This window comes from Erythrobacter mangrovi, from assembly GCF_013260645.1.
Taxonomy (GTDB): Bacteria; Pseudomonadota; Alphaproteobacteria; order Sphingomonadales; family Sphingomonadaceae; genus Qipengyuania; species Qipengyuania mangrovi.
The window spans coordinates 147,282-170,379 of the sequence record NZ_CP053921.1; the positions used below are offsets into that span (position 1 = coordinate 147,282).

The window sequence follows — 23,098 nt, forward strand, 5'->3', positions numbered from 1 at the left end:
GGATGGAATCTCAGGTCCCGTTGGCATCCTTGCCTGTGGCCAAAGTCTTTCCAAGCCATGCCTCCAGGTCGGTGGCGCTGCGATCAGCGGCCTCTTCCATCGGAATGTGCCCGATGCCCGGATAGGCGACCAGCGTGGCGTTTGGCAGGTTCGCCATGTACCATTTGGCCGCGTCGAAGGGGATCAGCGCATCCTCCTCACCCCATATGACCAGCGTCGGGACCTTCATCGCGGCCACTTGTTCGGCGGTGAAGCTGCGGCGCGGAGTGCCGAAACGTTGGCGCGTTGCGTCGCGGTTGCCCGGGTATCGGGCAAGCTCCCAGTAGCGGTCGATCGCCGCATCGGTGACCACGGCCTGGTTGGAGACGCTCTGCGAGTAGCTCTTCTTCACCAGCGAGCGCGGGAGAAACTGGCTCAGCAAGTCACCGATCACCGGCTTGCCCGCGAGATTGAAGATGATATTGCCGCCGCCCCTGCGGTCGATCGGTGCGCCACTCGCATCGACCAGTACCAGCGCGTCGAGCCTCTCGGGATGCGCGAGGGCATAGGCCATGGCGATCCCGCCCCCCATCGAATTGCCCGCAAGCGTGAAGCGTTCGAGCTCGAGTGCATCGGCCACCTGGTCGACATCTTCGACGAAGGCATCGATATCGTACCGATCATCGGGAACCGCGCCGGTCAGGCCGTGGCCGCGCTGGTCATATCGGATCACGCGGTAGTGATCGTCGAGCGCTTCGGTCCATTTCTGCCAGGTGTGCAGGTCGGCGTTTGAGCCATGCAACTGCACAATCACGGGCGCGTCGCGCGGTCCCTCATCGCGAATGTGGTAGGTCCGACCATCGGGAAAATCGAGCTTCTGCGATGGCGGGCCGCCATATTTCGCCCACATCGCGTCCGGATCGGTGTCGGGTACGCGAAGGGCGAAGAAACCGATCACGAGTAGAGCGACAACTACGCCCAGGACACGCCAAAACCGTTTCATGGGGCCATCTCCTCGATCCAGCGGCGTACCACCGCGAGCCCTTCCTCGTCGACCGTCGACTTGCCGATTTCAGGCATGGCAATCCCCCCCTCGGTGGTCGACATGCGATAGGGCAGGATCGAATGGTCGGGCGAACCCGGCACGATGTCGAACAGGAAACCACCCGCTCCCCGTCCGGCTGCGACGGGGCGCTTGCCGATCCCCAGCGCATGCGGATCCTGCTGTTCCCACCGTAGGTCGAGCCCGCTGTTCGAGGCAGTTGCACCGGGCCGGTGGCAATGCGCACAATTGACGTCGAGATAGGCGCGTGCGGCCTTGACCACCGGCACGCCGTCACGCTCTTCCCACAGCGGCAACTGGTCGGCATCCTGCGGCATCGCGTCGAGATGACCCGCTGCAACCATACTCGCGAGCCAGTCATGCGAAAGATTCCGCACCTTGGGTCCGATCGGGATGACGGCTCCTTCGAGGCCGTGGCATTCCTTGCACTGGTTCTTGTTCGGAACGCGATAGCTGATCGCTTCGCCCTTGGGGGTGACGAGATCGAGCCGCGCGCCGGCGACTGCCAGCCGTGCCTCGGTCTGTTCCTCGTTCCACAGGTAAGGAAGTGCCAGCCAGCCATCCGCACGGTGCAGCAGCACCCGCGTTTCAATCAGGCGGCGCTTGCCACCTTCCGGGAAGGCGAAGGTCTTGATCAGGGCGGTGCCGACCGGGAGTTCGAGCAGCTTCTCACCCTGCGCCAACGCCTTTGCCCCCTTGGGAACATAGATGAAGCGCAACTTCTCCGCCCCGTCCGAATAGAGCGGGGTGTTGAGGCGATAGGGCATCACCCCCTCAGCCGGGACTTGTTGGGGAGCATCCGTGAAGAAGCCGAACTCGGCCAGGGTGCGCGGCAGGCCCGGTTCGGTGATCGTCGCTTCGTTTACGACTGCAGTCGGGCTGGCCTGCACCGCCAATGCGCCGGCCAGGGCCAGCGCGGCGCAGGCCGCCCAGGCGACATGCCTCATCTGCTAAGCCTCTCGTCGAGCGCGGCAGGCGCGCCGATCCCCTCGCGGTAGAACACCTCGACCGGGCGCGGCGCGTTTTGCAGCAGCGTCGGCTGCGCGTCGCCGAGACCTTGGCCCTGTTCCTGCAGGTTGAGATTCCAGCCTACGATGCCCGGTGCGACCGCAAGCGTGGTCGCCGGATTGCCCAGCCCGTCCCACAGCAGCGGCGGCAACTCGCCGCCGAATGCCGCCATCAGGGCTTCCTTGCCTTCGATCTGCGGGTCGTAGCCGCCCTGATCGATCAGGTTCGCCCCGATCGTGACATTGCGCGGGATCGGCTCATAGCGCGGATCGTCATATTGCTGGGGGTAGGCGACGACCATTATCGGCGCGGTCGGGTTGCCCGAAAGGATGTTGTTTTCGACCAGCACCCGGTCATTGGCCATGACCATGATCCCGGTTCCGCGACGCACACCAGCAACGATATTGCCCGGCGGTGCGAAATTGGGGGTATCATTGGCCACAACCAGATTGTTGGCGACGATGACGTTGCCGCCGCCCATCACCGGAAGGCCGGGCAGGTCGAACACCAGAATGCCGCCGGTATTGCGCGTGGCGATATTGTGTTCGACCAGCGCGTTGCGGCTGTTCTCGATCTCGATCCCGGCAACATTGGCCTCGGCGATCGAATTGCGCACGGTGATGCGGTTCGATTGGCCGACATAGATTCCCGCGTCGGAGGCGCCCGTTACCTTGCAGCCATCGATCAGGATGCCGTCGCTTTCGACCGGATAGAGGCCATAGGCGCCGTTGGTGGCGGCCGGGCCATTGGTCCAGGTCACCCGGATGCGGTGATAGACGATATTGTCCGCGCCCTTCGACTTGATCCCATCACCCTTGGGGTTCTCCAGCGCGAAATCGCGAAGGGTGACGTTGTCGCTGGTGACCAGAAGCCCCTCGCCCGCGCCCTGCTGCCCGGTGAAGTCGAGTACCGTGCCATCCATTCCCGCGCCGCGGATGGTCACACCCTCCACGTCGAGGCTGAGCCCGTCGTTAATCGCATAGCGTCCGGCGGACAGTACGATCTCGTCGCCTGGTTCAGCGAGGATCAGCGCTTCCTGCAGCCGTTCCTGCGCGCCTTCGCCCGGCGTGATAGTGTGTGTTGCGGCCAATGCAGGAGCCGAGCTGGCGAGCAGCGCAGCGGCAAGTGTCATTCGGAACATGAGTCTCTCCCTTGCGACGCATAGTGCCGCAAGAAAGGGCGATTGCAAGCTGGCTTGCCTAGTTCCCGCTTGCCGTAGCGGCAGCCAATCCCTGCAGCGACAACCGGCGCCCTGGCGAAAACGCCAGCGCCCGGCGGAACGCATCCGCCGCTTCATCCTTGCGTCCGGCTTCGAGCAATTGCTCGCCGAGCAGTTCCCAGCTGGGCTTGGCCATGGGCGGCGGGCCATAGACCGCGGGAACCGCGCTCTCAGCCTCCGCCGCTGAGCGCAGCAGGGCAAGGCCTGCCTCGCCACGTCCCGCCGACAGCGCTACAACCGCCTCGCCCTGCGCGAGCTGGCGCTCGTACCACGGCCTGAACCAGGTGTTGAGCGGGTCCTCCTGCTTGAGAGCCTCCTCAATCTGCGCGCCGAGCGACTTCATGTCGTCAAGTGCCGTCGCAGTCGCCGCTGCATCACCGAACGACTGGAGCAACCGCGCATAAGCAAGGTCGTAACGTGCCAGCAGGAAACCATCGTCGAGGCCTTCGAACGGCTGCGGCCAGTTCCCCGCCGTCACGCCGCTCGAAAGCGCTATCCCGGCGTAGCTGCTCGCCGCGCCCCAGCCGAGTTTGTCTTTCGGGCCTTGCGCAACTTGCGCCTCGGCTTGCGCGCGGCAGCCGTCGACAATCTCACTCGCGTCCTTGCCTTGCTGGACCAATGCGTAGGTGAGCCATTCGTTGTAATGGCCGCAAAAGGTTGGGCTCCTCCCCGCTGCCACGCGCTGGCGATCGACCACCGCATCGGCGTTGATATTAGCCCGCTCCGACGACTCCCAGTCGCCCAGCGCATGGAAGATATGGCTTACCATGTGCTGTGCATGCCCCGCGTCCGGCGCAACGACGGCGTAGCGCGCTGCCGCGCGGGCGCCCAGCGGTGCATGGTCGGCATCGTCATAGGAATGGATCAGGTAATGAAGGACACCCGGATGCTGCGGATGGTCCATGAAGCCTTCTTCCAGCACCCCGGCGGCGCGCATGAAGACCGGAATCTGGCGGCCGCCATGCGACGATGCGAGAATGGCGAGGCCGGTAAAGGCGCGCGCCTCGATATCGGTAGGGTCCTGCGCCAGCATGGCCTGCATCTTCGCCAGGTAGGCGAAATCGCGCTCTTCCTTGCTTCCCCCTCCATAAAGCGTCTCGACCGCATCGAGCCATTGCGCTTCGCGCGCGGAACGGGCCTTCGCCTTGCGCTCGGCCGGCGTCGCGCCCAGCTTGACCAGTACGGCCAGTGCCTCATCCCGATCCTGGTTGTCCCACAAGGAATGGTTGTGGGTCATCGCTTCGCCCCAATAGGCCATCACGAAGTCCGGATCCGCAGCTTGCGCTTCGCGGAAGGCCGCTTCTGCGCGGTCGTATTCGAAGCTGTGCAGCAGTGCGACGCCGCGCAGGAAAGGCGCAGATGCGTTCGCGTTTCCGCTGTGCGCCATGGCGACATATTCGACGCCAACCCGGTCCTGCGCAACTGTAGGTGCAGCCAGCGCGCCGACGACACAGGCAACGATCAAGCCCAACTTGTTCATAGCGATTTCCCCCCCGCGCCGATCTTGCCGCATCGGGGGCACAATGCAAGAAGCGCCTATCTCGCGGTAAAGGCGCAGACCGCGGCAGAAGTGGCGGTTACCTCGAGCACCTGCGGATCGTCGAGCCGGCGCACGCGCTCGAGGAATTCGGGCATGGTCAGGGGTACTGCCGCTTCGGCTTCCTCGGGGGCCAAACCCTCAAGCTTGCGCAATTGGGCCAAAGTCAGCCGGTCGGCCATCCTTTCGGCCATACAGGCAGCCATGGGTTGCGTCAGACCCCGCGCGACGAGTTCGCTTTCGATCCGGTTCTCGACCGCCCGACCGAGCCCGCCGGTCAACAGCCACCCGCCGCCGAGGACTAGCAGCACCGCACCGGCGATCAGGATATTCCGCTTCACAACGCAGCCCTCAATCGAGAGCCTTGACGATTTCCTCGACCATCTTTTTCGCGTCGGCCAGCAGCATGACGGTCTGGTTCATGTAGAACACGTCATTGTCGACCCCCGCGTAGCCCACGCCGCCCATGCTACGCTTGATGAAGAACACCTGCTTGGCCTTGTCCACGTCGAACACGGGCATGCCGTAGATCGGTGAACTCTTGTCGGTCTTCGCCGCCGGGTTCACCACATCGTTCGCACCAATGATGAAAGCGATGTCCGTCTGCGCAAACTCTGAATTGATGTCTTCGAGCTCGAACACCTTGTCGTAGGCAACGTTCGCTTCGGCCAGCAGGACGTTCATGTGCCCGGGCATGCGACCCGCGACCGGGTGGATCGCGAACTTCACCTCGACGCCCTTCTCCTCGAGCAGGTCGGTCATTTCGCGCAGCGCGTGCTGCGCTTGTGCGACCGCCATGCCGTAGCCAGGAATGATGATGACCTTTTCTGCCTGCTCGAGCATGAAGGCGGCATCCTCCGCACTGCCGGTCTTGTAGGGGCGCTGTTCGCCATCCCCGGCAGAAATAGCCGCATCATCCGCACCGAAGCCCCCGGCAATCACCGAGATGAAGCTGCGGTTCATGGCGCGGCACATGATGTAGCTGAGGATCGCACCCGAGCTGCCGACCAATGCACCGGTGATGATCATCGCAGTATTGTGCAGCGTGAAGCCCATCGCCGCTGCCGCCCAGCCCGAGTAGCTGTTGAGCATCGACACCACAACCGGCATGTCCGCGCCTCCGATGGGAATGATCAGCAGGAAACCGATCGTAAAAGCGGCGATCACGATCGCCCAGAACAACCACCCCTCGCCCGCAGGCGCGACAGGGGCCATGGCGTAGGCTGCGGTCCCGCCAAGAATCGCCACGAGCGTGCCCAGGTTGATGACGTGCCGCCCGGGCAACATGATCGGCTTGCCGCTCATGTTGCCGTTCAACTTGGCAAAGGCGATGACCGAACCCGAGAAGGTGATCGCGCCGATTGCCGCACCCAACGCCATCTCGACCCGGCTGACGGCGAGGATATTACCGGTAGCGTCGAGAATCCCGAAAGCGTCTGGATTCATGAAGGCCGCAACCGCGACCAGCACGGCCGCAAGGCCGACCAATGAGTGGAAGGCCGCCACAAGTTGCGGCATCGCGGTCATGGCAATGCGCTGCGCGATGACGAAGCCGACGATGCCGCCAAGTGCAATGGCGATGCCGATCTCGACGATATTGGCGACTTCATGGGTAACCAGCGTGGTGGCGACCGCGATCAGCATGCCTGCCATGCCGAAGCGGTTGCCGCGGCGACTGGTCGCAGGTGAAGACAGGCCGCGCAATGCGAGGATGAAGAACACGCCCGCTACTAGATAGGCCAGCGCAACCCAGGGGTTCACGGCTTCACCGCTTGAAGCTGCGGCAGGAGTTGCCAGGGCAAGGAACGGCATGGCCGTCAGAAGGCGACGCATCACTTGGTCTCCTTCTTCTTGTACATCGCCAGCATACGTTCGGTGACGGCAAAACCGCCGAAGATGTTGACAGAGGCCAGCACCACTCCTGCAAGACCCATCCATTTGGCGATCTCGCTCCCCGCAGTAGCGGCAGCGATGAGCGCGCCGACGATGATCACCGACGAGATGGCATTGGTCACCGCCATCAGTGGCGTGTGCAATGCCGGAGTAACCGACCAGACCACGTAATAGCCGACGAAACATGCCAGCACGAAAATCGACAGGATTGAGATGAAGTCCACTTTGGCCCTCCCCGGGTCCGGAATTACTGCGCCGCCAGCCTCTCGTTCACGACCTTGCCGCCCTGCGTCAGCCGCACGGCATTGCCGATTTCCTCGTCGAGCACAGGCTTGCCCGCTTCCTTGTCCCAGAACGCCGAGAGAAAGTTGTAGAGGTTGCGCGCAAACAGTGCCGAGGAATCGGCTGCGAGATGGCTTGCGGTGTTCGAAAAGCCGATGATCTTGACGCCGTGCTTCTCGACCACTTGGTCGGGGACCGAACCTTCGACATTGCCGCCTTGCGCCACCGCGAGATCGAAGATCACGCTGCCGGGCTTCATCGTGGCAATCTGCGCATCGCTGATCAGCCGAGGCGCGGGGCGACCGGGGATCAGGGCTGTGGTGATGACGATGTCCTGCTTGGCAAGATGGCCCGAAACCAGCTCGGCCTGGGCCTTCTGGTATTCCTCGCTCATCTCGGTGGCATAGCCGCCCGAGCCTTCGCCTTCGATCCCCGCGACGTTCTCCACGAAGATCGGCTTCGCGCCGAGCGACTGGATCTGCTCCTTGGTGGCCGACCGGACGTCCGTGGCCGAAACCTGCGCGCCAAGCCGCTTGGCGGTCGCGATGGCCTGCAGGCCTGCAACACCGACGCCCATCACGAAAGCGCGGGCCGCTTGCACCGTGCCGGCGGCGGTCATCATCATCGGGAAGGCCCGGCCATACTCGTTCGCGGCAGCCAGCACCGCCTTGTAGCCCGCCAGGTTCGACTGGCTGGACAGCACATCCATGCTCTGCGCACGGGTGATGCGCGGCATGAACTCCATGCTCAGCGCCTCCAGCCCGGCCTTGGCATAGGCCTCGACCCGCTCCCTCTCGCGGAAGGGATCGAAGGTCGCCACCACCCAGGCGCCTGGCTTTGCCCCCTTGAGCGCTGCGACGTCGGGCGCCTGGACACCCAGAACGATGTCAGCATCCTTGACCGTCGCGGCAGCCGCCCCGACCTCAGCCCCCACTTCGCGGTAGGCTTCATCGGTGATCGAAGCAGCGCCACCGGCGCCTGCCTCGACCGCTACCGTGGCTCCAAGCGTCGCGAATTTCTTCGCAGTTTCGGGTGTCAACGCGACCCGGTTTTCCCCGGCCGCGCCCTCCTTCAGCACCGCGATGCGCATAATCGCGAGCTTAGTCGGAAATCAGTACGACGACGAGCAGCGTGATCAACGCCAGCGTGGGAATGACCCACTTGAGCATGCTGATAAAGGACGAATAAGTGCTGCTGTGCGCCTTCATGTCGTTGGCGGAACCCATGGCTTTCCCCTAACTGCGGAATTGCTGTTGGGGCGGTCTATCGCGGGCATGGCACCGGCTCAAGTCCCCCATGGCCTGTTCTGCTGACAAACAGGCTTAATCGGGTGTTTACTCCTTTGGCCTATGCATTGTCGGTCGGCGGATTTCCGCCAATTGGGAACGGGGGCCGGGCAAATCATATGGCGACTGACGAGACGCGCCTGCTGATGTTGATCGACGACGAACCGGCCCAAAGCCGGTTTGTCAGTGCGCTCGCCGCCCGCGAGGGCTGGCGTACGCTCGTGGTCGCCTCGGGCGAAGAAGCCCTGGCCAAGCTGGCAGCGCCTGACGGCGCCGACGTCCACGCCGTCCTGCTCGATCAGCGGGTTCCCGGCGAAGACGCTTGCGAACTGATCCGCGAAATCCGCACAGCACGCCCCGATGTGCCGCTGCTGATGCTCACTGCCAGTACTTCGCCACTGCTCGCGGTGGAAGCGATGCGTTCCGGTGCAACCGATTATCTGATCAAGCCGGTCGCCCCCGACCGGTTGCTCGCCGCCCTGCGAAGCGCGACCCGCGCCGAAGCGCCGCGCGACGAGCTCCAGCCGATGACCGAGAAGTTGCCCACCGTGCTCGATTTCGACGCCATGGTCGGCACGGCCCCACCCTTCCGCACCGCACTGGCAAAGGCGGCCACCGCCGCGCGTGGGCACGGCCATTTGCTGGTCGAGGGCGAGAGCGGCACCGGCAAGGAAATGCTGCTGCGGGCGATGCACGCCGCCTCGACCCGCGCCAAGGCACCGATGAAGCTGGTCGCCTGCGGTGCCCTGCCCGCGACTTCGCTTGAATCGCTGTTGTTCGGGCACGAGAAGGGAGCGTTTGCGGGTGCTTTCGATCGTCAGACCGGCCTGTTCGAATATTGCGATGGAGGCACGCTGCTTCTCGACGATGTCGACCGGATGGACCTGTCCTTGCAGGAACGCCTTGCCGACGTAATCGAAAGCGGCATCGTCCGCCCGACCGGCGCCACGCATGGCTTCCGGATCGACGTTCGCATTTTCGCCTCCAGCGACCTTCCGGTTGAGGAACTGGTTGCAGCGGGTGAATTCTCCGAGCGCCTGTTCACCGCACTCTCCGCGACACGCATCCACATGCCCGCGTTGCGCGACAGGCTCGGCGATATTCCCGCGCTGACTCGCTATTTCCTTGCGAAGATCGGCGAACAGCCGGGACTGTTCCACCACTCGATCGCCGATAGCGGGCTGACCCTGCTCGAAGCCTACGACTGGCCCGGCAACGTCCGCCAGCTGCAGGCAGTGCTGTTCCGCGCCTCGGTGTTCGAGCAGCGCGAGGCGCTTACCGCGCACAGCTTTCCGCAGCTCTCGCAGCTGCTGGGCGACAGCCCCGACCGTGGCGAAAGCCGGGCACGCGGGCTCGGCGTCCTGCTCTACACCGACGACGGCAACCTGCGCGCGCTCGAGGATATCGAGGCCGACATCATCCGCCTTGCCATCGGCCATTACCGTGGGCGGATGACCGAAGTCGCTCGTCGATTGGGCATCGGGCGCTCGACGCTCTACCGCAAGCTCTCCGAGCTCGGCATCGACAACGTGGCCTGACCACGCTACACCGCGCCCGTCCAAACGGGAGTACCTCAGGTGAACAAGAGCCACCGCTAAGGCGGACCAGCTTTCGACCCCGGCGCGCATTGCGCCCGGCGATCACACCTGATTTTTCCTGAGGTAAACTTATGCAAAGACTGAATGAATTGCTGTGCGTCGTCACCGGTGGTGCACGCGGCATCGGCAAGGCCGTATGTGCCGCATTCCTGGCCGAGGGCGCGCGTGTCGTGCTCACCGACATCGACGAAGACGAAGGTAGGAAAGCGGCTAGCGAACTCGGCTGCGAGTTCCGCAAGCTCGATGTCGCCAACGAGGCGGACTGGGACGCTTTGGCTTCCGCTTTCCCGACGATCGACGTGCTCGTCAACAACGCCGGAATCACCGGGTTCGAGGACAGTCCCGGCCCGCACGACCCGGAGCATGCCAGCCTTGCCGAATGGCGGCGGGTCAACGCGGTCAACTCCGAGGGCACCTTCCTCGGCTGCCGCTATGCCTTGCAGGCGATGAAGGACCGGGGCACCGGATCGATCATCAACATGTCCTCGCGTTCGGGCATCGTCGGCATCCCCGGCGCGGCGGCTTATGCCGCAAGCAAGGCGGCAATCCGCAATCATACCAAGTCGGTCGCACTATATGCCGCCCAGCACGGCTGGGCGATCCGCTGCAACTCGATCCACCCTGCTGCCGTGCTCACCCCTATGTGGGACGCACTGATCGGCGATGGACCCGACCGCGAGGCGCGGATGGCCGCGATGGTTGCCGATACCCCGCTCAAGCGCTTCGGCACGGTCGAGGAGGTCGCTGCGCTGTGCGTCTACCTCGCCTCGCCCGAGAGCGGCTATATGACCGGCGCCGAGCTTACCCTCGACGGCGGGCTGCTGGCAGGCTCGGCGGCCTCGCCGGGGGATTAGCCCGGCAGGTCGGAAAAGTCAGTCAGCGCCGCATCCCTGAGACCGCGCCAGACATTGCGCGCCTGGACGGTCTCGGGGACGTCGTGGACGCGAACCATTTGCACGCCCGCATCCATGCCCTTCACCGCCAGCGTCACGCTGCCGCCTAGCCGCTGTTCGACCGGAGCCTCGTTCGACAGGGCACCCACCACCCGCTTGCGGCTCGCACCAAATAGCAGCGGGTGGCCCAGCGCATGGAACATCGGCAGCGCGTTGACCAGCGCAAGGCTGTGCGACAGCGCCTTGCCGAAGCCGATACCGACATCGAGCATGATGTTCGCCGGGTCGACCCCCGCCGCCACCGCCGCATCGCGCCGCTCGCGCAGCGCGTCGAACACGTCGAAGACCACGCTGTCGTAATCGCCGCCCTCGTGGAGATCGTCGCCCGTCCCCGGTGCGTGCATCAGCACCACCGGGCACCCGGCGCGTGCGACCACTTCGGCGGCGCGCGGATCGTGCGCAAAGCCGCTGACATCGTTGACCATATGCGCCCCTGCCGCCAGGGCAGCCTCCATCACCGCCGCCTTGCGCGTATCGATGCTGACTGCCGCGCCCATAGCCGCACAGGCCTCCACCGCGGGGACGACACGCTCGATCTCATCGCCTTCCCACAGGGCCTTCGCACCGGGTCGCGTGCTTTCGCCACCGATGTCGAGGATCGCAGCACCGGCCTCGAGCATGGCCGCGGCATGCGCCCTGCCCGCCTCGCGGTCGGCGAGAAACTTGCCGCCGTCGCTGAAGCTGTCGGGAGTAACGTTTAGGATGCCCATCACCTGCGGCTGGTCGAGCCGGATCGTGCGCCCTCCCAGTGCCAGAGGCGGGTGCGCGAGCGTGAGATTGGCCCATTGCGCTTCCGCCTCGGCTCCGACGGAATCGGGTAGCTCACCCAGCACCTGCGCCATGGTATCGGGCGCGGCGAGCCAGCGTTCGGCTACCCGGCCACCCTCTCGCAGGATAACCGCAAAGCGGCTCGCATAGACCATCCCGCCGGCAAGCCTGACGGCATTGCCGTGTTCGCTTTGCGGACCGGGGACGAAACCGATGGGGCGGATATAGACTGAGCTTGTCATCGTTCAGCTTCCTAGCAGCCGAGCTTAAGGATGGAACACATGGAACAGGGTTATGGCGAAGAAAAACCGGATCGAGGGTATTGCGGGTAGATTGATACACCCACCGATATAAACGCCTGAAAGATTAGGAAACCCGCATCGTGAAGCCGCGATATTTGTAACCGATCCGTAGGGGTGAGCGAAGCACCGCGGGACCTGACAAGGGTCTGTCAAATTTGTGATCGAGGTCCCCACGATGCTGAAGAAGCTCCAGATTTTCCTGCTTTCATTGGTGGCCCTGGTCGCCGCGGTTCCAGCCCTTGCTGCATCGGGTTGGACGGCATACGAGCCGGAAAGCTTCGCAGCCGCACAGGCCGCAGGGAAGACGATCGTGGTCGACGTCCATGCGGATTGGTGCCCTACCTGCCGTGCCCAGCAGCCCACGCTGGAAAAGATGCGCGCCGACAAGCGCTTTGCCGGAGTAGTCTTCGTCAAGGTCAATTTCGACAAGGACAAGGACTTCCTCCGCGCCCACCGCATCCCGCGCCAGTCGACGATTGTGGTCTTCAAGGGGCGTAACGAAACGGCGCGTTCGATAGCGGAAACCCGTCCTGACAAGCTCAGCGCTGCGGTCCTCGCAGGACTGTAATCCCGCAGTAGGCTTGTCCCACACATGTTCGGCGAATTTGCGCTGGCCCTGATTGCAGGGCTGGTGACCATCCTCAATCCCTGCGTGCTTCCGCTTGTGCCGATCCTTGTAGCGTCGGCAGTCGGAAAGCATCCGCGTGGGCCGTTGGCACTGGCAGCGGGAATCTCGCTGTCATTCACGCTGTTTGGTTTCACCGTCATCGCATTCGGTTTCCAACTGGGCATCAACGAGCAAGCGATCCGCATCGGCGCCGGACTATTGCTGGCGATTTCAGGTGTCGTCCTGCTCATTCCCGCATTGCAGGCTCGGATCTCGGCGCTCGCCGCTCCGCTTTCCAACCGGGCACAGAACAAGCTCGACACGGTGGATGGTACCGGGATGAGGGGTCAGTTCCTGGTGGGACTGATACTCGGCGTTGTGTGGGCGCCGTGCGTCGGGCCGACGCTGGGCGCAGCCATTGCCGCGGCAAGCCAGGGCGAAAACCTCGCCTCTGCCTTTTTGATCTTCCTCGCCTTTTCGCTAGGCGTGGCCCTGTCGATCATCGCCTTCGCTTACGGCTCACGCAGGGCATTGGCGAGCAAGGCGGGCGCGTTGCGCGCCATTTCGCGCTTCGCCAAGCCGGTGTTTGGCGTGATGCTGCTAGTTGTCGGGACGATGGTGGTGACCGGCCTGGACAAGCAAGTCGAGGCAACTGCACTCGACCTGCTGCCCCAGAGGTTGATTGAGTTCACAACGAGGTTCTGACCAGAGACCTTCGTTGGATTGTCCTGATAGAACGGCACAACGGAAGGTCAGCAGGTCCTAAGTTCGAATTCCTAGGACGCATCGTGCATGATGATACCCAGTGTTTGCCGCACACCGGAGGAAATCTCTGCGACGCCATGGCGCAACGCAACCCGGTAGTCGCCTCTGGCACCTCGTTGCGGTCTTTGATTGACCGAAATGATCACGGCATCACCCAATCCCGGCCGGACAACGTGCCCCAGCGACTGCATGCGAGGCCGGTTCTCAACGAGCATGAGCTCGCCCCCTTCGAAGTCGCGCCCGGGTTCGGATAGCATGACGATTGCCTGCAGCGGGAAGACATGCTCGCCGTAAAGATCCTGGTGCAGGCAGTTGTAATCGCCCTTACCGTATTTGAGCAGAAGGGGCGTTGGCCGCACTTGCCCAGCTGCGTGGCAGCGCTCAAGAAATTCGGGCAGCGATCCGGGATAATGCTGGTCGAGCTTAAGCCTTGCGCACCAGGCATTGGCGATAGGCGCGAGCCGGCGATAGAGTTGCCTACGGAGCCCTTCGACAAGCGCTGGCAGCGGATACCGCAGGTATTTGTACTCGCCACGCCCGAAGTTGTGGCGTGCCATATGAATGTGCGAGCGGAACCGGCTGTCATCCTGGTAAAGGTCCGCCATGTCCCGGCATTGCCGCTCAGTGAGCAGTGCAGGCAGCACCGCGTAGCCTCGAGCGTCAAGCGATGCGTGAATGGCACCCCAATCGTAGCGGTCAAGGTTGTCGCTCATTGGGGCGCTGCACAAACCCGGCTTCACGGTCAATTTGCCTTGCGTCCGAAGAGCAATGCCAAAGCCGCTTCGGTCCGGCGGGGCGAACTATGACCAGGCGTTTCCCCGATCGAGCGATAGCTCCGGGCACAAGGTCCAATGATGTAGCGCACGTTCACTCCTCAACTGATCGAGGAGGTTTAGCCGCGCCTCTTCAGGTGCGCTTCCCGCGTCTTGCTTTCAAAATTCGAGCGCTGGACGGCGCTGAGCGCGCCCTAGTCCTCCACCGCCAGCAGGTAGGGCTGTCGCGCGGCGTCGACCGGTTTGACTTCGCCGGCGCTCTCATAGAGCCAGAAGTCCAGCCGTTGCAGCTCGGGGCGCCCTGCAGGTCCTTGCCGAGGCTGTGGATGCCGCCAGCCTCGTACCGACCGTCAAGTTCACATTCACCAGATGTAATTGTTCGGATCGAACTGGAAGTTGAATGGAAAGGTGGCAGCATAATTTGGTGGGATATCCCGCGTATCTCGATGCCGCGGATCGGATAAATCAGGTTGGGCTGGGGCAATCAGATCCTGTGGCGGGCGGGGTGGCTTCTTCCCGAAACGATCGGTTGATATGATCTTCTGATGCTCTGCGATGCTGTAACCCAAACCCGAAATGTCCGGCCAGACTTCCTGATATCGCCTTCCTACACAAATGGTTCGCGGCTGATTGTCAGGCAGGCCATACCAAAGCCAGCTGTTCCTGCTTTGTCGATCGGTAATCTCGGCATAGACAACGTCCAGAGCCACGCAGATTTGCTCAAACAAACTTTGCAGTTTGGCGAGCTTCACCGGGTGCCTGAATATTGAGGGGCGTAGATCAAAGCGGAGGTGGCCCAATAGAAATTTTCGCCGCGTGAAGTGCGTTTTACCGTATTTCTCAAACGTTTTCTTGCACGGAACATTCAGGGAAATATGACCAAATGGCGACTTAGCTTGCATAAAGAATAGTGACGACTCCTGCTTGAACGAGGATACCAGTTCAGAAAAATCGTCTCCCTTGATGCGTCCCTGCAATGGTTCGTAATATCCAAACTTTACTGGCAGAGCCTCAGGCATAATACGCGCACATTCACCAAGCACGTCAGCAAATCCTGACTCATAGAATTTTTCACCATCTTCGAAGTAGAACGCCATCTCCGCGAGACTTTCAGGTTGGCCGTGGTCAGCTTCCAAAAGTCCAGATCTGGTTGGCGTTTCGAACCGGTCCGTTTGAAGATCGATCAACACACCCTTGGTCTCACGAATGACCTGTCCTAGCCATTCGTCCACGCAGGATTGATCTGAGGGCGTCAAATGCCCTTCCAGTTGTATTCGCGAAAGCACCCGCTTCCGACCGATTACCGGCAGGTAGTTTTCGGGGATGTCGTCCTGATCAAGGCTGTAGGGGCCATCCACGTTAATGTGCCCTCCGACATCCAGCCGCGGTGGTTCGATCACTGGCCTCCGGATCGTATACAGCTCAAAATCATAACTCATGGTCTATGCGTTCACCCTCAGACCCCAAGGCTACCTGGGTTCAAGGGCTATCGCGCAAGGTGGTTGTCGTTCACAGCCCAGTGAGCCAATCTCAACTTCCAAGCCTTAAGATTTCGATTAACTTACTAATGCTTAGTTCTTGGCGTGACTGCCAGGATTCACGACTTCCCCAGCTCCGGACAGAGGCAGAGGCCGATGCTCAGTCCTCCACCGCCAGCAGGTAGAGCTGCCGCGCGGCATCGATCGGTTTGATCTCGCCACCATTCTCGTAATGCCAGAAGGTCCAGCCGTTGCAGCTCGGAGCGCCCTGCAGGTCCTTGCCGAGGCCGTGGATACTGCCGGTCTGCTTGCCCAGCGCCAGCGAGCCGTCGGCGCGAACGGTCGCGATCCAGCGGCGTTTCTTGTCGAACACCTCCGTCCCCGGCTTGAGGAAGCCGCCCTCCACCAATGCTCCGAAAGCGACCTTCGGCGCGGCGCGACCAGCCTGCATGGTGGTGAGTGCGCTTTCGTCGAGCGGGAGTTCCTTTTCGATCCGCTTCAACGCAGCGTCGCGATAGACGCCTTCGCGCTCACAGCCGATCCATTCGCGGCCCAGGCGCTTGGCCACCGCACCGGTGGTGCCGGTACCGAAAAACGGATCGAGCACCACGTCACCGCGCTCGGTCGTGGCGAGCAGCACACGGTAGAGCAGCGCCTCTGGCTTCTGTGTCGGGTGGACCTTGGTGCCGCCCTCCTTCAACCGTTCCTGCCCGCCGCAGATCGGCAGGACCCAGTCGCTGCGCATCTGCAGCTCGTCATTGAGCGTCTTCATCGCGCGGTAGTTGAAGTGATACTTCGCCTTCTCGCCCTGGCTCGCCCAGATCAGCGTTTCGTGCGCATTGGTGAAGCGGGTGCCCTTGAAATTGGGCATGGGGTTGGCCTTGCGCCAGACGATGTCGTTGAGGATCCAGAAGCCCAGGTCCTGCAAGATCGCGCCGACGCGGAAGATGTTGTGGTAGCTGCCGATCACCCATAGCGCGCCGTCGGGCTTGAGGATGCGCTTCGCCTCGGTCAGCCAGGCGCGGGTAAAATCGTCATAGCTCTTGAAGCTGTCGAAGCGATCCCACTCGTCGGTCACAGCGTCGACATGGCTGCCGTCGGGGCGCGCGAGGTCGCCGCCGAGCTGGAGGTTGTAGGGCGGATCGGCAAAGACGAGATCGACCGAAGCGGTTGGGATCGAACGCATGGCTTCGACGCAATCGCCCGGGATGATCTGGCCTAGCGGGAGCAGCTCCTTTGGCGTTGCAACTGCCTTTACAACCGCTTGGGCGCGGTTCTTCGTGGTCGTGATGACCCCCATGCGTATTCCCCTGTTCGTAGTTATCCACAGGGTGAGTCCTCAGCGAGTCCACGTCAAGCGCAAAGCGACAGGCTGTTCGGCGCATGCCGCTGCATTTGGGAGAGAACGAAAGGAGTCCCGCACAAGATATTGAGTCTCGGCAGATTCCGGGGACTCAACATCTCGCGGGTGTGGCACGGAGGACTCATTTGCCACGCGAACCACTGCCTAGCGCGCTGCGGCCGCCCTTGCTTCCGCCTCGAGTTCCGGGGTCAGCTCCGCGCCACGTGCCGGGATCGGCCTTCCATCGCCCTCCTCCCCGTTCTTTTCGATATCGGCTATGAGGAGTTTCATCTCCTCGATCTCTTTGACCTGTGCCGCAATAATCCCGTCCGCCAGCTTGCGGACGCGGGGATCAGAAAGATTGGCGCGCGCGCTGGTCAGCACCGCAATCGAATGGTGCGGGATCATCGCCTTCATCCATGCCGTGTCATCGACCGTGTCCTGACTCCGAACGAGATAGAGGAATGTCGCGCCGCCAATCAGCGCTGCGCCCATCACCAGCGCCTTCGCCATGGTCGAGCGATACATGCCCCACATGAAGCCGAGCATAATGATGATCATCGCCATGCCCATCATAAGCGCCATCCACATGCGGGTCTGGCTGAAGAAATTGTGATCGATCCGCCAACTGTTGAAATAGGTCAGGACGAACATCGCAACCACCGATGTCGCGATCATCGCGAAGAAAGTCGTCCATTTGCCGGGGTGATTTCCGGATCGCTGGGTCAGGTCCAATTCTGCCTCCTTTTCCAGCTTGAACGAATGTAACGCACTGGACGTTCCGGCGGCTTTTCCAAGACATCGTTAGGTAATCGGGCAATCCCGTGCTAATGCACCTGCGCTGACGTCGAAATTTGCGACGGACTTCGGCCTTTGACGACCGCCGCTTGCCCAATTGGGCCCCGGCGCAAACCAGACGACGACTTCCTTTCATCGGACGATTTGACGCACGACCTCGCCGCATTCCGCGGCGGGGCAACCCATCGTTTCTTGAAAGGAAACACCATGAGCAAGACTGGCACAGTCAAATTCTTCAACTCCGACAAGGGCTATGGCTTCATCCAGCCCGACGACGGTTCGGACGACAGCTTCGTCCACATCAGCGCCGTGCAGGCCGCAGGCATGCAGTCGCTCGATAAGGACCAGCGCCTGAACTATGAGGTCGAGACCGGCCGCAACGGCAAGGCCAGCGCGGTGAACCTTTCGGCCGCCGACTGATCCCGGATTCGCCCCGCGCGTGGTCGATTTGCGATCGCCGCGCGGGGCGACCACCCCAGCGTCGAAAGGCCCCAATGTGTCCCAGCAATCCTATGAATTCTACGTCGCGCGAGCGGAAGCCTCTGCCGCCGAAGCGAAGGTCGCCACGCTTGAAAACGTGCGTGAACGCGCCCTGCGCGCCGAAGCCACCTGGATGGGGCTGGCCAAGCAGGCCCGCGCCGTGGCCAAGCAGCGCATGAAGATTGAAACCGAGAAGGCCGCCGCACGCGCAGCCGCCGCCGAAGAACTGGCGGCGCAACCCCAGACCTGACGGCTCAGCCGGCCGCCGCGAACAGATCCGCTTGCGCCACCGGGGCAAAGCTCCTGCGGTGGAGTGGCGTCGGCCCATATACGCGCAACGCCTCGAGATGTTCGGCGGTGCCGTAACCCATATTGCGATCCCATCCGTACTGCGGGTGCTGCTCGGCCGCCTCGCGCATCAGCCGGTCGCGATATTCCTTGGCCAGGATCGATGCGGCCGAGATACATGGCTCGAGCCCGTCACCGCCAACGATCGCGCGCGCAGGCCAACGCCATTCGGAACGGCGACCCAGCGGGGTCATGTTGCCATCGATCAGCACCTCGCCGGGCTCCGCCCCCAGCGCCTCGACCAGCCGAGCAACCGCTTGCGTCATCGCCTGCATGGTCGCCTGGAAGATATTCAGCCGGTCGATCTCCTCGACCCCGATCACCCCCAGCGCCCAGCCGCATTGCGTGCGGATCTGCGGTTCCAATGCTGCACGCCTTTTCGACGAAAGACGTTTTGAATCGTCCAACCCCTCAGGGCAGGGCTTCCCCAGCACGACAGCCGCCGCCACTACGGGTCCCGCTAGCGGGCCGCGCCCGGCCTCATCGACACCGATCACCAGCGGCGCGGCACCAAGTCCGCCTTTCGGAGTTGCATAGAGCATGAGACAGCCTTCGATCCTGACCGCCACCCTATCGCCCCTCCTACTCCTCGCAAGTTGCGGCAATGCCGCGGACGGGGATAATCCCCCTGCGGACGTGGCCTTCACGGTGACCGAACACGGTCGTTTCGATCGTCCCTGGGCCGCCGCCTTCCTGCCCGGCACCCCCCTGCTTTTCATTACCGAGAAAGCGGGGACGATGAAGTTTGTCGACACCGCCAGCGGCAAGCAGGGCAACGTCGCAGGCACACCAAGCGTCGATTTCGGCGGCCAGGGCGGCTTCGGCGACGTCGCATTCCTTCCTGGAGAGGCAGCGGCAAGTGTGGGCACGCGCACGATCTACCTCAGCTGGGTCGAAGCAGGCGGAAACGACACGCGCGGCGCGGTGGTCGGCAAGGGTATGCTCAGCTGTCCGCGGGCCGATGCCTGTACGATCGAGGACCTCGACGTGATCTGGCGGCAGCACAAGGTCACTGGGCGCGGCCACTATTCGCACCGGCTCGCCTTCAGCCCCGACGGCCAATACCTGTTTGTTTCGAGCGGGGACCGCCAGAAGATGGAGCCGGCACAGGACACGTCCAATAACCTTGGCTCGGTGGTACGCCTCAACCTCGACGGAACCCCGGCCGCAGACAATGCCTTCACCGGCGAAGCGGGCAAGGCACAGGATATCTGGTCTTACGGCCATCGCAACCTCCTGGGCCTCGCTTTCGACCTCGAAGGCCGGTTATGGGAAGTGGAGCACGGACCGGCCGGTGGCGACGAGCTTAATCGCGTCGAGAAGGGCGCCAATTACGGCTGGCCCCGCGTCTCGGACGGCGATCACTACGACGGCACCAAAATCCCCGACAATGCGACCAGCACAGCCTACCATCAGTCGGCGATCACCTGGACCCCGGTGATCGCACCCGGCAGCCTGATATTCTATCGCGGCGACCTGTTCCCCGGCTTCCAGGGCCACGCGCTGATCGCCGGCCTTTTGAGCAATGCCATCGTCCGCGTGGCCATCGACGGCGATACGGCGCGCGAGGTTGCGCGCTATGGCATGGACAGCCGCATCCGCGGCGCCATCGAGGGCCCCGATGGCGCACTGTGGGTGATCGAAGACGGCCAGAATGGCCGCCTGCTGGAGCTTCGCCCGCGCTAAGCTGAAATTGATCGACTCAAAGGCGCGGCGGGCCTAAGCGCCGCGCCCTTATGGCGACCCTTGTGCCCCTGTCCGCAATCGACCCCGTGCTGGTCGAAGAGCTGCTCGATGCGGCCTTCGGCGAGGGTCGCCATGCGCGCACTGCCTATCGCATTCGCGAGGGCATGGGCTGGCTGGAAGCGCTCAGTTTCGCCGCGCTGGATGATGACGACTACCTCGTCGGCACGATCCAGTGCTGGCCGGTCGCGCTGACCGATCCGCAAGGGCGCCCGCATCCGATGATCATGGTCGGGCCCGTAGCAGTCATGCCCGGGCGGCAGGGCGAAGGTTATGGCAAGGCGCTGATGGCGGCGAGCCTCGCGGCGATCGACAGCGGCTTCGATGATGGGGCCGCCCCGCTGCCCCAGGTGATGATCGGCGATCCCGACTACTACGATCGCTGGGATTTCACTGCCGAACATACTGGCGGATGGCATTGCCCGGGGCCTTACGAGAAACATCGCCTACTGGCGCGGACCGGCAATCCGGCGATCCTGCCTCCCGAGGGTATGCTGGGGCCGTGGACGCCGGTCTTGGCGAATTAGGCCGCATCTGGCATCGGCAATCCAACGATGCCCTATACTCCTCCACCTGAACTCGCCGGTCTCTCGCTTGCGCAAATCGCCGAGCAGGTCGCCACGCGCAAATTGCCGCCGGTCGAACAGTGGTCGCCGCAGGAGTTGGGCGACAGCCACATGCGGATCGCCGCTGACGGGAGCTGGTTCCACGAAGGCTCACCCATCTCCCGTCCAGCAATGGTGCGCGCCTTTTCCGGGCTGTTGCTGCGAGACGACAACGAGAAGCACTGGCTGGTCACGCCGTTCCAGAAGCTCGCGATCGAGGTCGAGGACGCGGCCTTCGTCGCGACCGACGTCAGCGAGACCGAAGGCGCACTGGCCTTTCGCCTCAATACCGACGAACTGGTCCTTGCCGGTTTGCAAAATCCAATCCGCGCAGCGGGCGATGCGGAAGCACCCGCGCTCTATGTCGCGGTGCGGCGCGGCTGCGAGGCTCGGCTCAACCGCTCGACCTATGAACAACTGGCGCAGATAGCGCTCGATGCGGGCGATGACTGGACGGTGACCAGTGGGGGGGCGAAATTCTCGCTGCTGCCGGCATGAGCGCGTTGTTCGATCGCCTTTCCGACCTGTTCCACAAAGGACACGCACGCGATGTGGGCGAACTAATGTCCGACAGCCGTTTCGCCGATCTCGACGACACAGCCGAAGCGGCAGTGCTGATCGCGGTAACGGACAGTGTGCGTCCAAGTGTCCTGCTGACCCAGCGTCCACGTACCATGCGCGATCATCCGGGACAGGTCGCGTTTCCGGGGGGTAAGCTCGACCATGGCGAAACCCCGGTGGAAGCGGCATTGCGCGAGGCTTGGGAAGAGCTCGGCATTGCCGGTGAACACGTGCGGGTGATCGGCACCACCGATCGCTACCAGACCGGGACCGGATTCGACATTACTCCCGTACTAGCCACCGTACCTGCCGACCTGACCATTCGGCCCGACCCACACGAGGTCGAAAGCTGGTTCGAATGCCCGCTCGACAAGCTGATGGATGCGTCGCAATGGGGTCGCAACTCGGTGTTCTGGAAGGGCGCGATGCGCGAATATCTCGAGATGGACCATGACGGCTACCGCATCTGGGGCGTGACTGCGGCAATTTGCTGGAACCTCTCGCGCCGGCTGACCTGGCTGGAAGCGCACGATGGCTGACCACTTGCCCAAGGCGGAATGGACGCAGCGTGCGGACCTCGCGCGGCTGGTCGAGGCGCTCGGCGCGGATTCCGTGCGCTGGGTCGGTGGTTGCGTGCGCGATACGCTGCTGGGAATGGCGCCGCACGACATCGATTGCGCCACGCCGCATCGCCCCGGCACGGTAATCGACAGGTGTCGTGCTGCAGGCATCCGCACCGTTCCGACCGGCATCGATCACGGAACCGTTACCGCCATCCTCGACCAAGGGACGGTGGAGGTGACCACGCTGCGCCGGGACGTATCGACCGATGGCCGACGCGCAACCGTGGCCTTCGCCGACGATTGGCGGGAAGACGCCGCGCGACGCGATTTCACCATCAATGCGCTCTATGCCGACCCGGTGACACTGGAGATCTCCGACTATTTCGGCGGGTTCTCGGACCTGGCCGCGCGCCGGGTTCGCTTCATCGGCGCGGCGGAGGATCGTATCCGCGAGGATTACCTGCGGATCCTGCGCTATTTCCGCTTCCAGGCAAGGTTCGGCGATGCGCTGGACGATGAAGCCGTGCGCGCCTGCGAAGCGCTTGCCGGCACGCTCAAGGGGCTTAGCCGCGAGCGCGTGGCGATGGAGCTCCTGGCAATCCTTGCCCTGCCTGACCCACTCGCAACCGTCGAGCTGATGGCGAAACTGGGCGTGCTGGCAGTAATCCTGCCCGAAGCGCGTGCGTCCGAAGTTGCCAGCCTCAAGGCGCTAATTGCGCAGGAGGCCGCGCAGGGCCACGCGCCTGACGAAATTCGCCGGCTCGCCGCGCTGCTGCCAGCCGTACCAAGCGTGGCCGAAACCGTGGCTGCCCGCCTGCGCCTGTCACGAGCACAGCGCGCACGACTGGTTTGCGCAGCCGGGCGTACGCCAATCGATGCCGAAGCGCCAAGGGCGCTTGCCTATCGCGAAGGGCTCGACGGCGCGGTCGACAGGCTCCTGCTCATGGCCCGCGATACCGCTTCGCTCAACGGATGGCAGGTCCCAGAGCTACCGCTCAAAGGTGGTGAGATCGTGGCGCGGGGCGTGGAAAAGGGACCAGAGGTCGCCCGTATCCTGCGTGCCGTGGAACGGCGCTGGGTCGAAGAGCAGTTCCCGTCGCGCGAGCGGGTGGAGGCCCTGCTCGAGGAAGAACTGGCCGCGCACTGA

At 63.2% G+C, this 23,098-nt stretch carries 26 protein-coding genes and 1 pseudogene; 11 read left to right on the plus strand and 16 right to left on the minus strand.

What is annotated here, in order from left to right:
* Positions 1-10: 10 nt before the first annotated feature.
* The 9 genes from HQR01_RS00760 to HQR01_RS00800 are packed head-to-tail and all read right to left on the minus strand — an operon-like array spanning position 11 to position 8,207.
* The gene (locus tag HQR01_RS00760; protein WP_173211903.1) at positions 11-982 is read right to left on the minus strand and encodes an alpha/beta fold hydrolase; all 972 of its coding nucleotides are present in this window, start codon (positions 980-982) and stop codon (positions 11-13) included.
* Positions 979-1,989, minus strand: coding sequence for an SO2930 family diheme c-type cytochrome (locus HQR01_RS00765; protein ID WP_173211904.1), 1,011 nt, complete (start codon positions 1,987-1,989; stop codon positions 979-981). The genes HQR01_RS00760 and HQR01_RS00765 overlap by 4 nt, the downstream gene beginning before the upstream one ends.
* Positions 1,986-3,191, minus strand: a complete 1,206-nt coding sequence (locus tag HQR01_RS00770; protein WP_173211905.1) for a parallel beta-helix domain-containing protein — start codon at positions 3,189-3,191, stop codon at positions 1,986-1,988. The genes HQR01_RS00765 and HQR01_RS00770 overlap by 4 nt, the downstream gene beginning before the upstream one ends.
* Before the next feature lie 58 nt (positions 3,192-3,249).
* Entirely contained in the window at positions 3,250-4,749 is a 1,500-nt protein-coding gene (locus HQR01_RS00775; protein ID WP_173211906.1) for a hypothetical protein, read from the minus strand.
* A gap of 56 nt (positions 4,750-4,805) precedes the next feature.
* The gene (locus HQR01_RS00780; protein ID WP_173211907.1) at positions 4,806-5,147 is read right to left on the minus strand and encodes a hypothetical protein; all 342 of its coding nucleotides are present in this window, start codon (positions 5,145-5,147) and stop codon (positions 4,806-4,808) included.
* Between the two features lie 10 nt (positions 5,148-5,157).
* On the minus strand, positions 5,158-6,618 hold the full coding sequence (locus tag HQR01_RS00785; RefSeq protein ID WP_173216024.1) for an NAD(P)(+) transhydrogenase (Re/Si-specific) subunit beta: 1,461 nt from the start codon (positions 6,616-6,618) through the stop codon (positions 5,158-5,160).
* A gap of 20 nt (positions 6,619-6,638) precedes the next feature.
* Positions 6,639-6,923: an NAD(P) transhydrogenase subunit alpha gene (locus HQR01_RS00790; RefSeq protein ID WP_173211908.1), complete on the minus strand. Its 285-nt coding sequence runs from the start codon at positions 6,921-6,923 to the stop codon at positions 6,639-6,641.
* A 23-nt stretch (positions 6,924-6,946) separates the two neighbouring features.
* A complete protein-coding gene (locus tag HQR01_RS00795) occupies positions 6,947-8,071 on the minus strand; it encodes an NAD(P) transhydrogenase subunit alpha (RefSeq protein WP_173211909.1) in 1,125 nt (374 codons plus the stop codon).
* A gap of 10 nt (positions 8,072-8,081) precedes the next feature.
* Positions 8,082-8,207 (minus strand): aa3-type cytochrome c oxidase subunit IV, encoded by a 126-nt coding sequence (locus HQR01_RS00800; protein WP_173211910.1) that lies wholly within the window; start codon positions 8,205-8,207, stop codon positions 8,082-8,084.
* A 179-nt stretch (positions 8,208-8,386) separates the two neighbouring features.
* Here HQR01_RS00800 and HQR01_RS00805 point away from each other — a divergent pair, with 179 nt between their 5' ends.
* A complete protein-coding gene (locus tag HQR01_RS00805; protein WP_173211911.1) occupies positions 8,387-9,805 on the plus strand; it encodes a sigma-54-dependent transcriptional regulator in 1,419 nt (472 codons plus the stop codon).
* 131 nt (positions 9,806-9,936) lie between these two features.
* On the plus strand, positions 9,937-10,719 hold the full coding sequence (locus HQR01_RS00810) for an SDR family oxidoreductase (protein ID WP_173211912.1): 783 nt from the start codon (positions 9,937-9,939) through the stop codon (positions 10,717-10,719).
* Here HQR01_RS00810 and folP read toward each other — a convergent pair.
* Positions 10,716-11,828 (minus strand): dihydropteroate synthase, encoded by a 1,113-nt coding sequence (gene folP, locus HQR01_RS00815; RefSeq protein WP_173211913.1) that lies wholly within the window; start codon positions 11,826-11,828, stop codon positions 10,716-10,718. The genes HQR01_RS00810 and folP overlap by 4 nt on opposite strands.
* A gap of 235 nt (positions 11,829-12,063) precedes the next feature.
* Between folP and HQR01_RS00820 the strand changes: the two genes are divergently transcribed.
* Both HQR01_RS00820 and HQR01_RS00825 read left to right on the plus strand, forming a co-directional pair.
* Positions 12,064-12,456, plus strand: coding sequence for a thioredoxin family protein (locus HQR01_RS00820; RefSeq protein ID WP_173211914.1), 393 nt, complete (start codon positions 12,064-12,066; stop codon positions 12,454-12,456).
* Between the two features lie 24 nt (positions 12,457-12,480).
* The gene (locus tag HQR01_RS00825) at positions 12,481-13,200 is read left to right on the plus strand and encodes a cytochrome c biogenesis CcdA family protein (RefSeq protein ID WP_173211915.1); all 720 of its coding nucleotides are present in this window, start codon (positions 12,481-12,483) and stop codon (positions 13,198-13,200) included.
* 71 nt (positions 13,201-13,271) lie between these two features.
* Here the strand turns inward: HQR01_RS00825 and HQR01_RS00830 are convergent, their stop codons facing one another.
* The 5 genes and pseudogenes from HQR01_RS00830 to HQR01_RS00845 form a co-directional block, all read right to left on the minus strand.
* Complete coding sequence (locus HQR01_RS00830; RefSeq protein ID WP_173211916.1) at positions 13,272-13,973, minus strand: 2OG-Fe(II) oxygenase; 702 nt, start codon at positions 13,971-13,973, stop codon at positions 13,272-13,274.
* 254 nt (positions 13,974-14,227) lie between these two features.
* Positions 14,228-14,367 (minus strand): annotated as a pseudogene (locus tag HQR01_RS15185) (site-specific DNA-methyltransferase); the annotation flags it as partial.
* A 28-nt stretch (positions 14,368-14,395) separates the two neighbouring features.
* Positions 14,396-15,433: a hypothetical protein gene (locus HQR01_RS00835; RefSeq protein WP_173211917.1), complete on the minus strand. Its 1,038-nt coding sequence runs from the start codon at positions 15,431-15,433 to the stop codon at positions 14,396-14,398.
* A 238-nt stretch (positions 15,434-15,671) separates the two neighbouring features.
* Entirely contained in the window at positions 15,672-16,811 is a 1,140-nt protein-coding gene (locus HQR01_RS00840) for a site-specific DNA-methyltransferase (protein WP_173211918.1), read from the minus strand.
* A 207-nt stretch (positions 16,812-17,018) separates the two neighbouring features.
* Entirely contained in the window at positions 17,019-17,588 is a 570-nt protein-coding gene (locus tag HQR01_RS00845) for a DUF305 domain-containing protein (protein ID WP_325064524.1), read from the minus strand.
* Positions 17,589-17,858: 270 nt separating this feature from the next.
* Here HQR01_RS00845 and HQR01_RS00850 point away from each other — a divergent pair, with 270 nt between their 5' ends.
* Positions 17,859-18,071 (plus strand): cold-shock protein, encoded by a 213-nt coding sequence (locus HQR01_RS00850; RefSeq protein ID WP_173211919.1) that lies wholly within the window; start codon positions 17,859-17,861, stop codon positions 18,069-18,071.
* 76 nt (positions 18,072-18,147) lie between these two features.
* Positions 18,148-18,381 (plus strand): hypothetical protein, encoded by a 234-nt coding sequence (locus HQR01_RS00855; protein WP_173211920.1) that lies wholly within the window; start codon positions 18,148-18,150, stop codon positions 18,379-18,381.
* A 4-nt stretch (positions 18,382-18,385) separates the two neighbouring features.
* On the opposite strand, the gene HQR01_RS00860 is transcribed toward HQR01_RS00855, so the two are convergent.
* Complete coding sequence (locus HQR01_RS00860) at positions 18,386-19,021, minus strand: ribonuclease HII (protein WP_173216028.1); 636 nt, start codon at positions 19,019-19,021, stop codon at positions 18,386-18,388.
* On the opposite strand from HQR01_RS00860, the gene HQR01_RS00865 reads away from it, so the two are divergent.
* Genes HQR01_RS00865 through HQR01_RS00885 form a run of 5 tightly spaced genes read left to right on the plus strand, consistent with a single transcriptional unit; the run spans position 19,020 to position 23,098 of the window.
* Entirely contained in the window at positions 19,020-20,165 is a 1,146-nt protein-coding gene (locus HQR01_RS00865) for a PQQ-dependent sugar dehydrogenase (protein WP_173211921.1), read from the plus strand. The genes HQR01_RS00860 and HQR01_RS00865 overlap by 2 nt on opposite strands.
* Positions 20,166-20,215: 50 nt before the next feature.
* Positions 20,216-20,749: a GNAT family N-acetyltransferase gene (locus HQR01_RS00870; protein ID WP_173211922.1), complete on the plus strand. Its 534-nt coding sequence runs from the start codon at positions 20,216-20,218 to the stop codon at positions 20,747-20,749.
* Positions 20,750-20,776: 27 nt separating this feature from the next.
* On the plus strand, positions 20,777-21,325 hold the full coding sequence (locus tag HQR01_RS00875) for a DUF1285 domain-containing protein (RefSeq protein WP_173211923.1): 549 nt from the start codon (positions 20,777-20,779) through the stop codon (positions 21,323-21,325).
* On the plus strand, positions 21,322-21,927 hold the full coding sequence (locus HQR01_RS00880; RefSeq protein ID WP_173211924.1) for an NUDIX hydrolase: 606 nt from the start codon (positions 21,322-21,324) through the stop codon (positions 21,925-21,927). The genes HQR01_RS00875 and HQR01_RS00880 overlap by 4 nt, the downstream gene beginning before the upstream one ends.
* Positions 21,920-23,098 (plus strand): CCA tRNA nucleotidyltransferase, encoded by a 1,179-nt coding sequence (locus tag HQR01_RS00885; RefSeq protein WP_173211925.1) that lies wholly within the window; start codon positions 21,920-21,922, stop codon positions 23,096-23,098. Before HQR01_RS00880 ends, HQR01_RS00885 begins: the two co-directional genes overlap by 8 nt.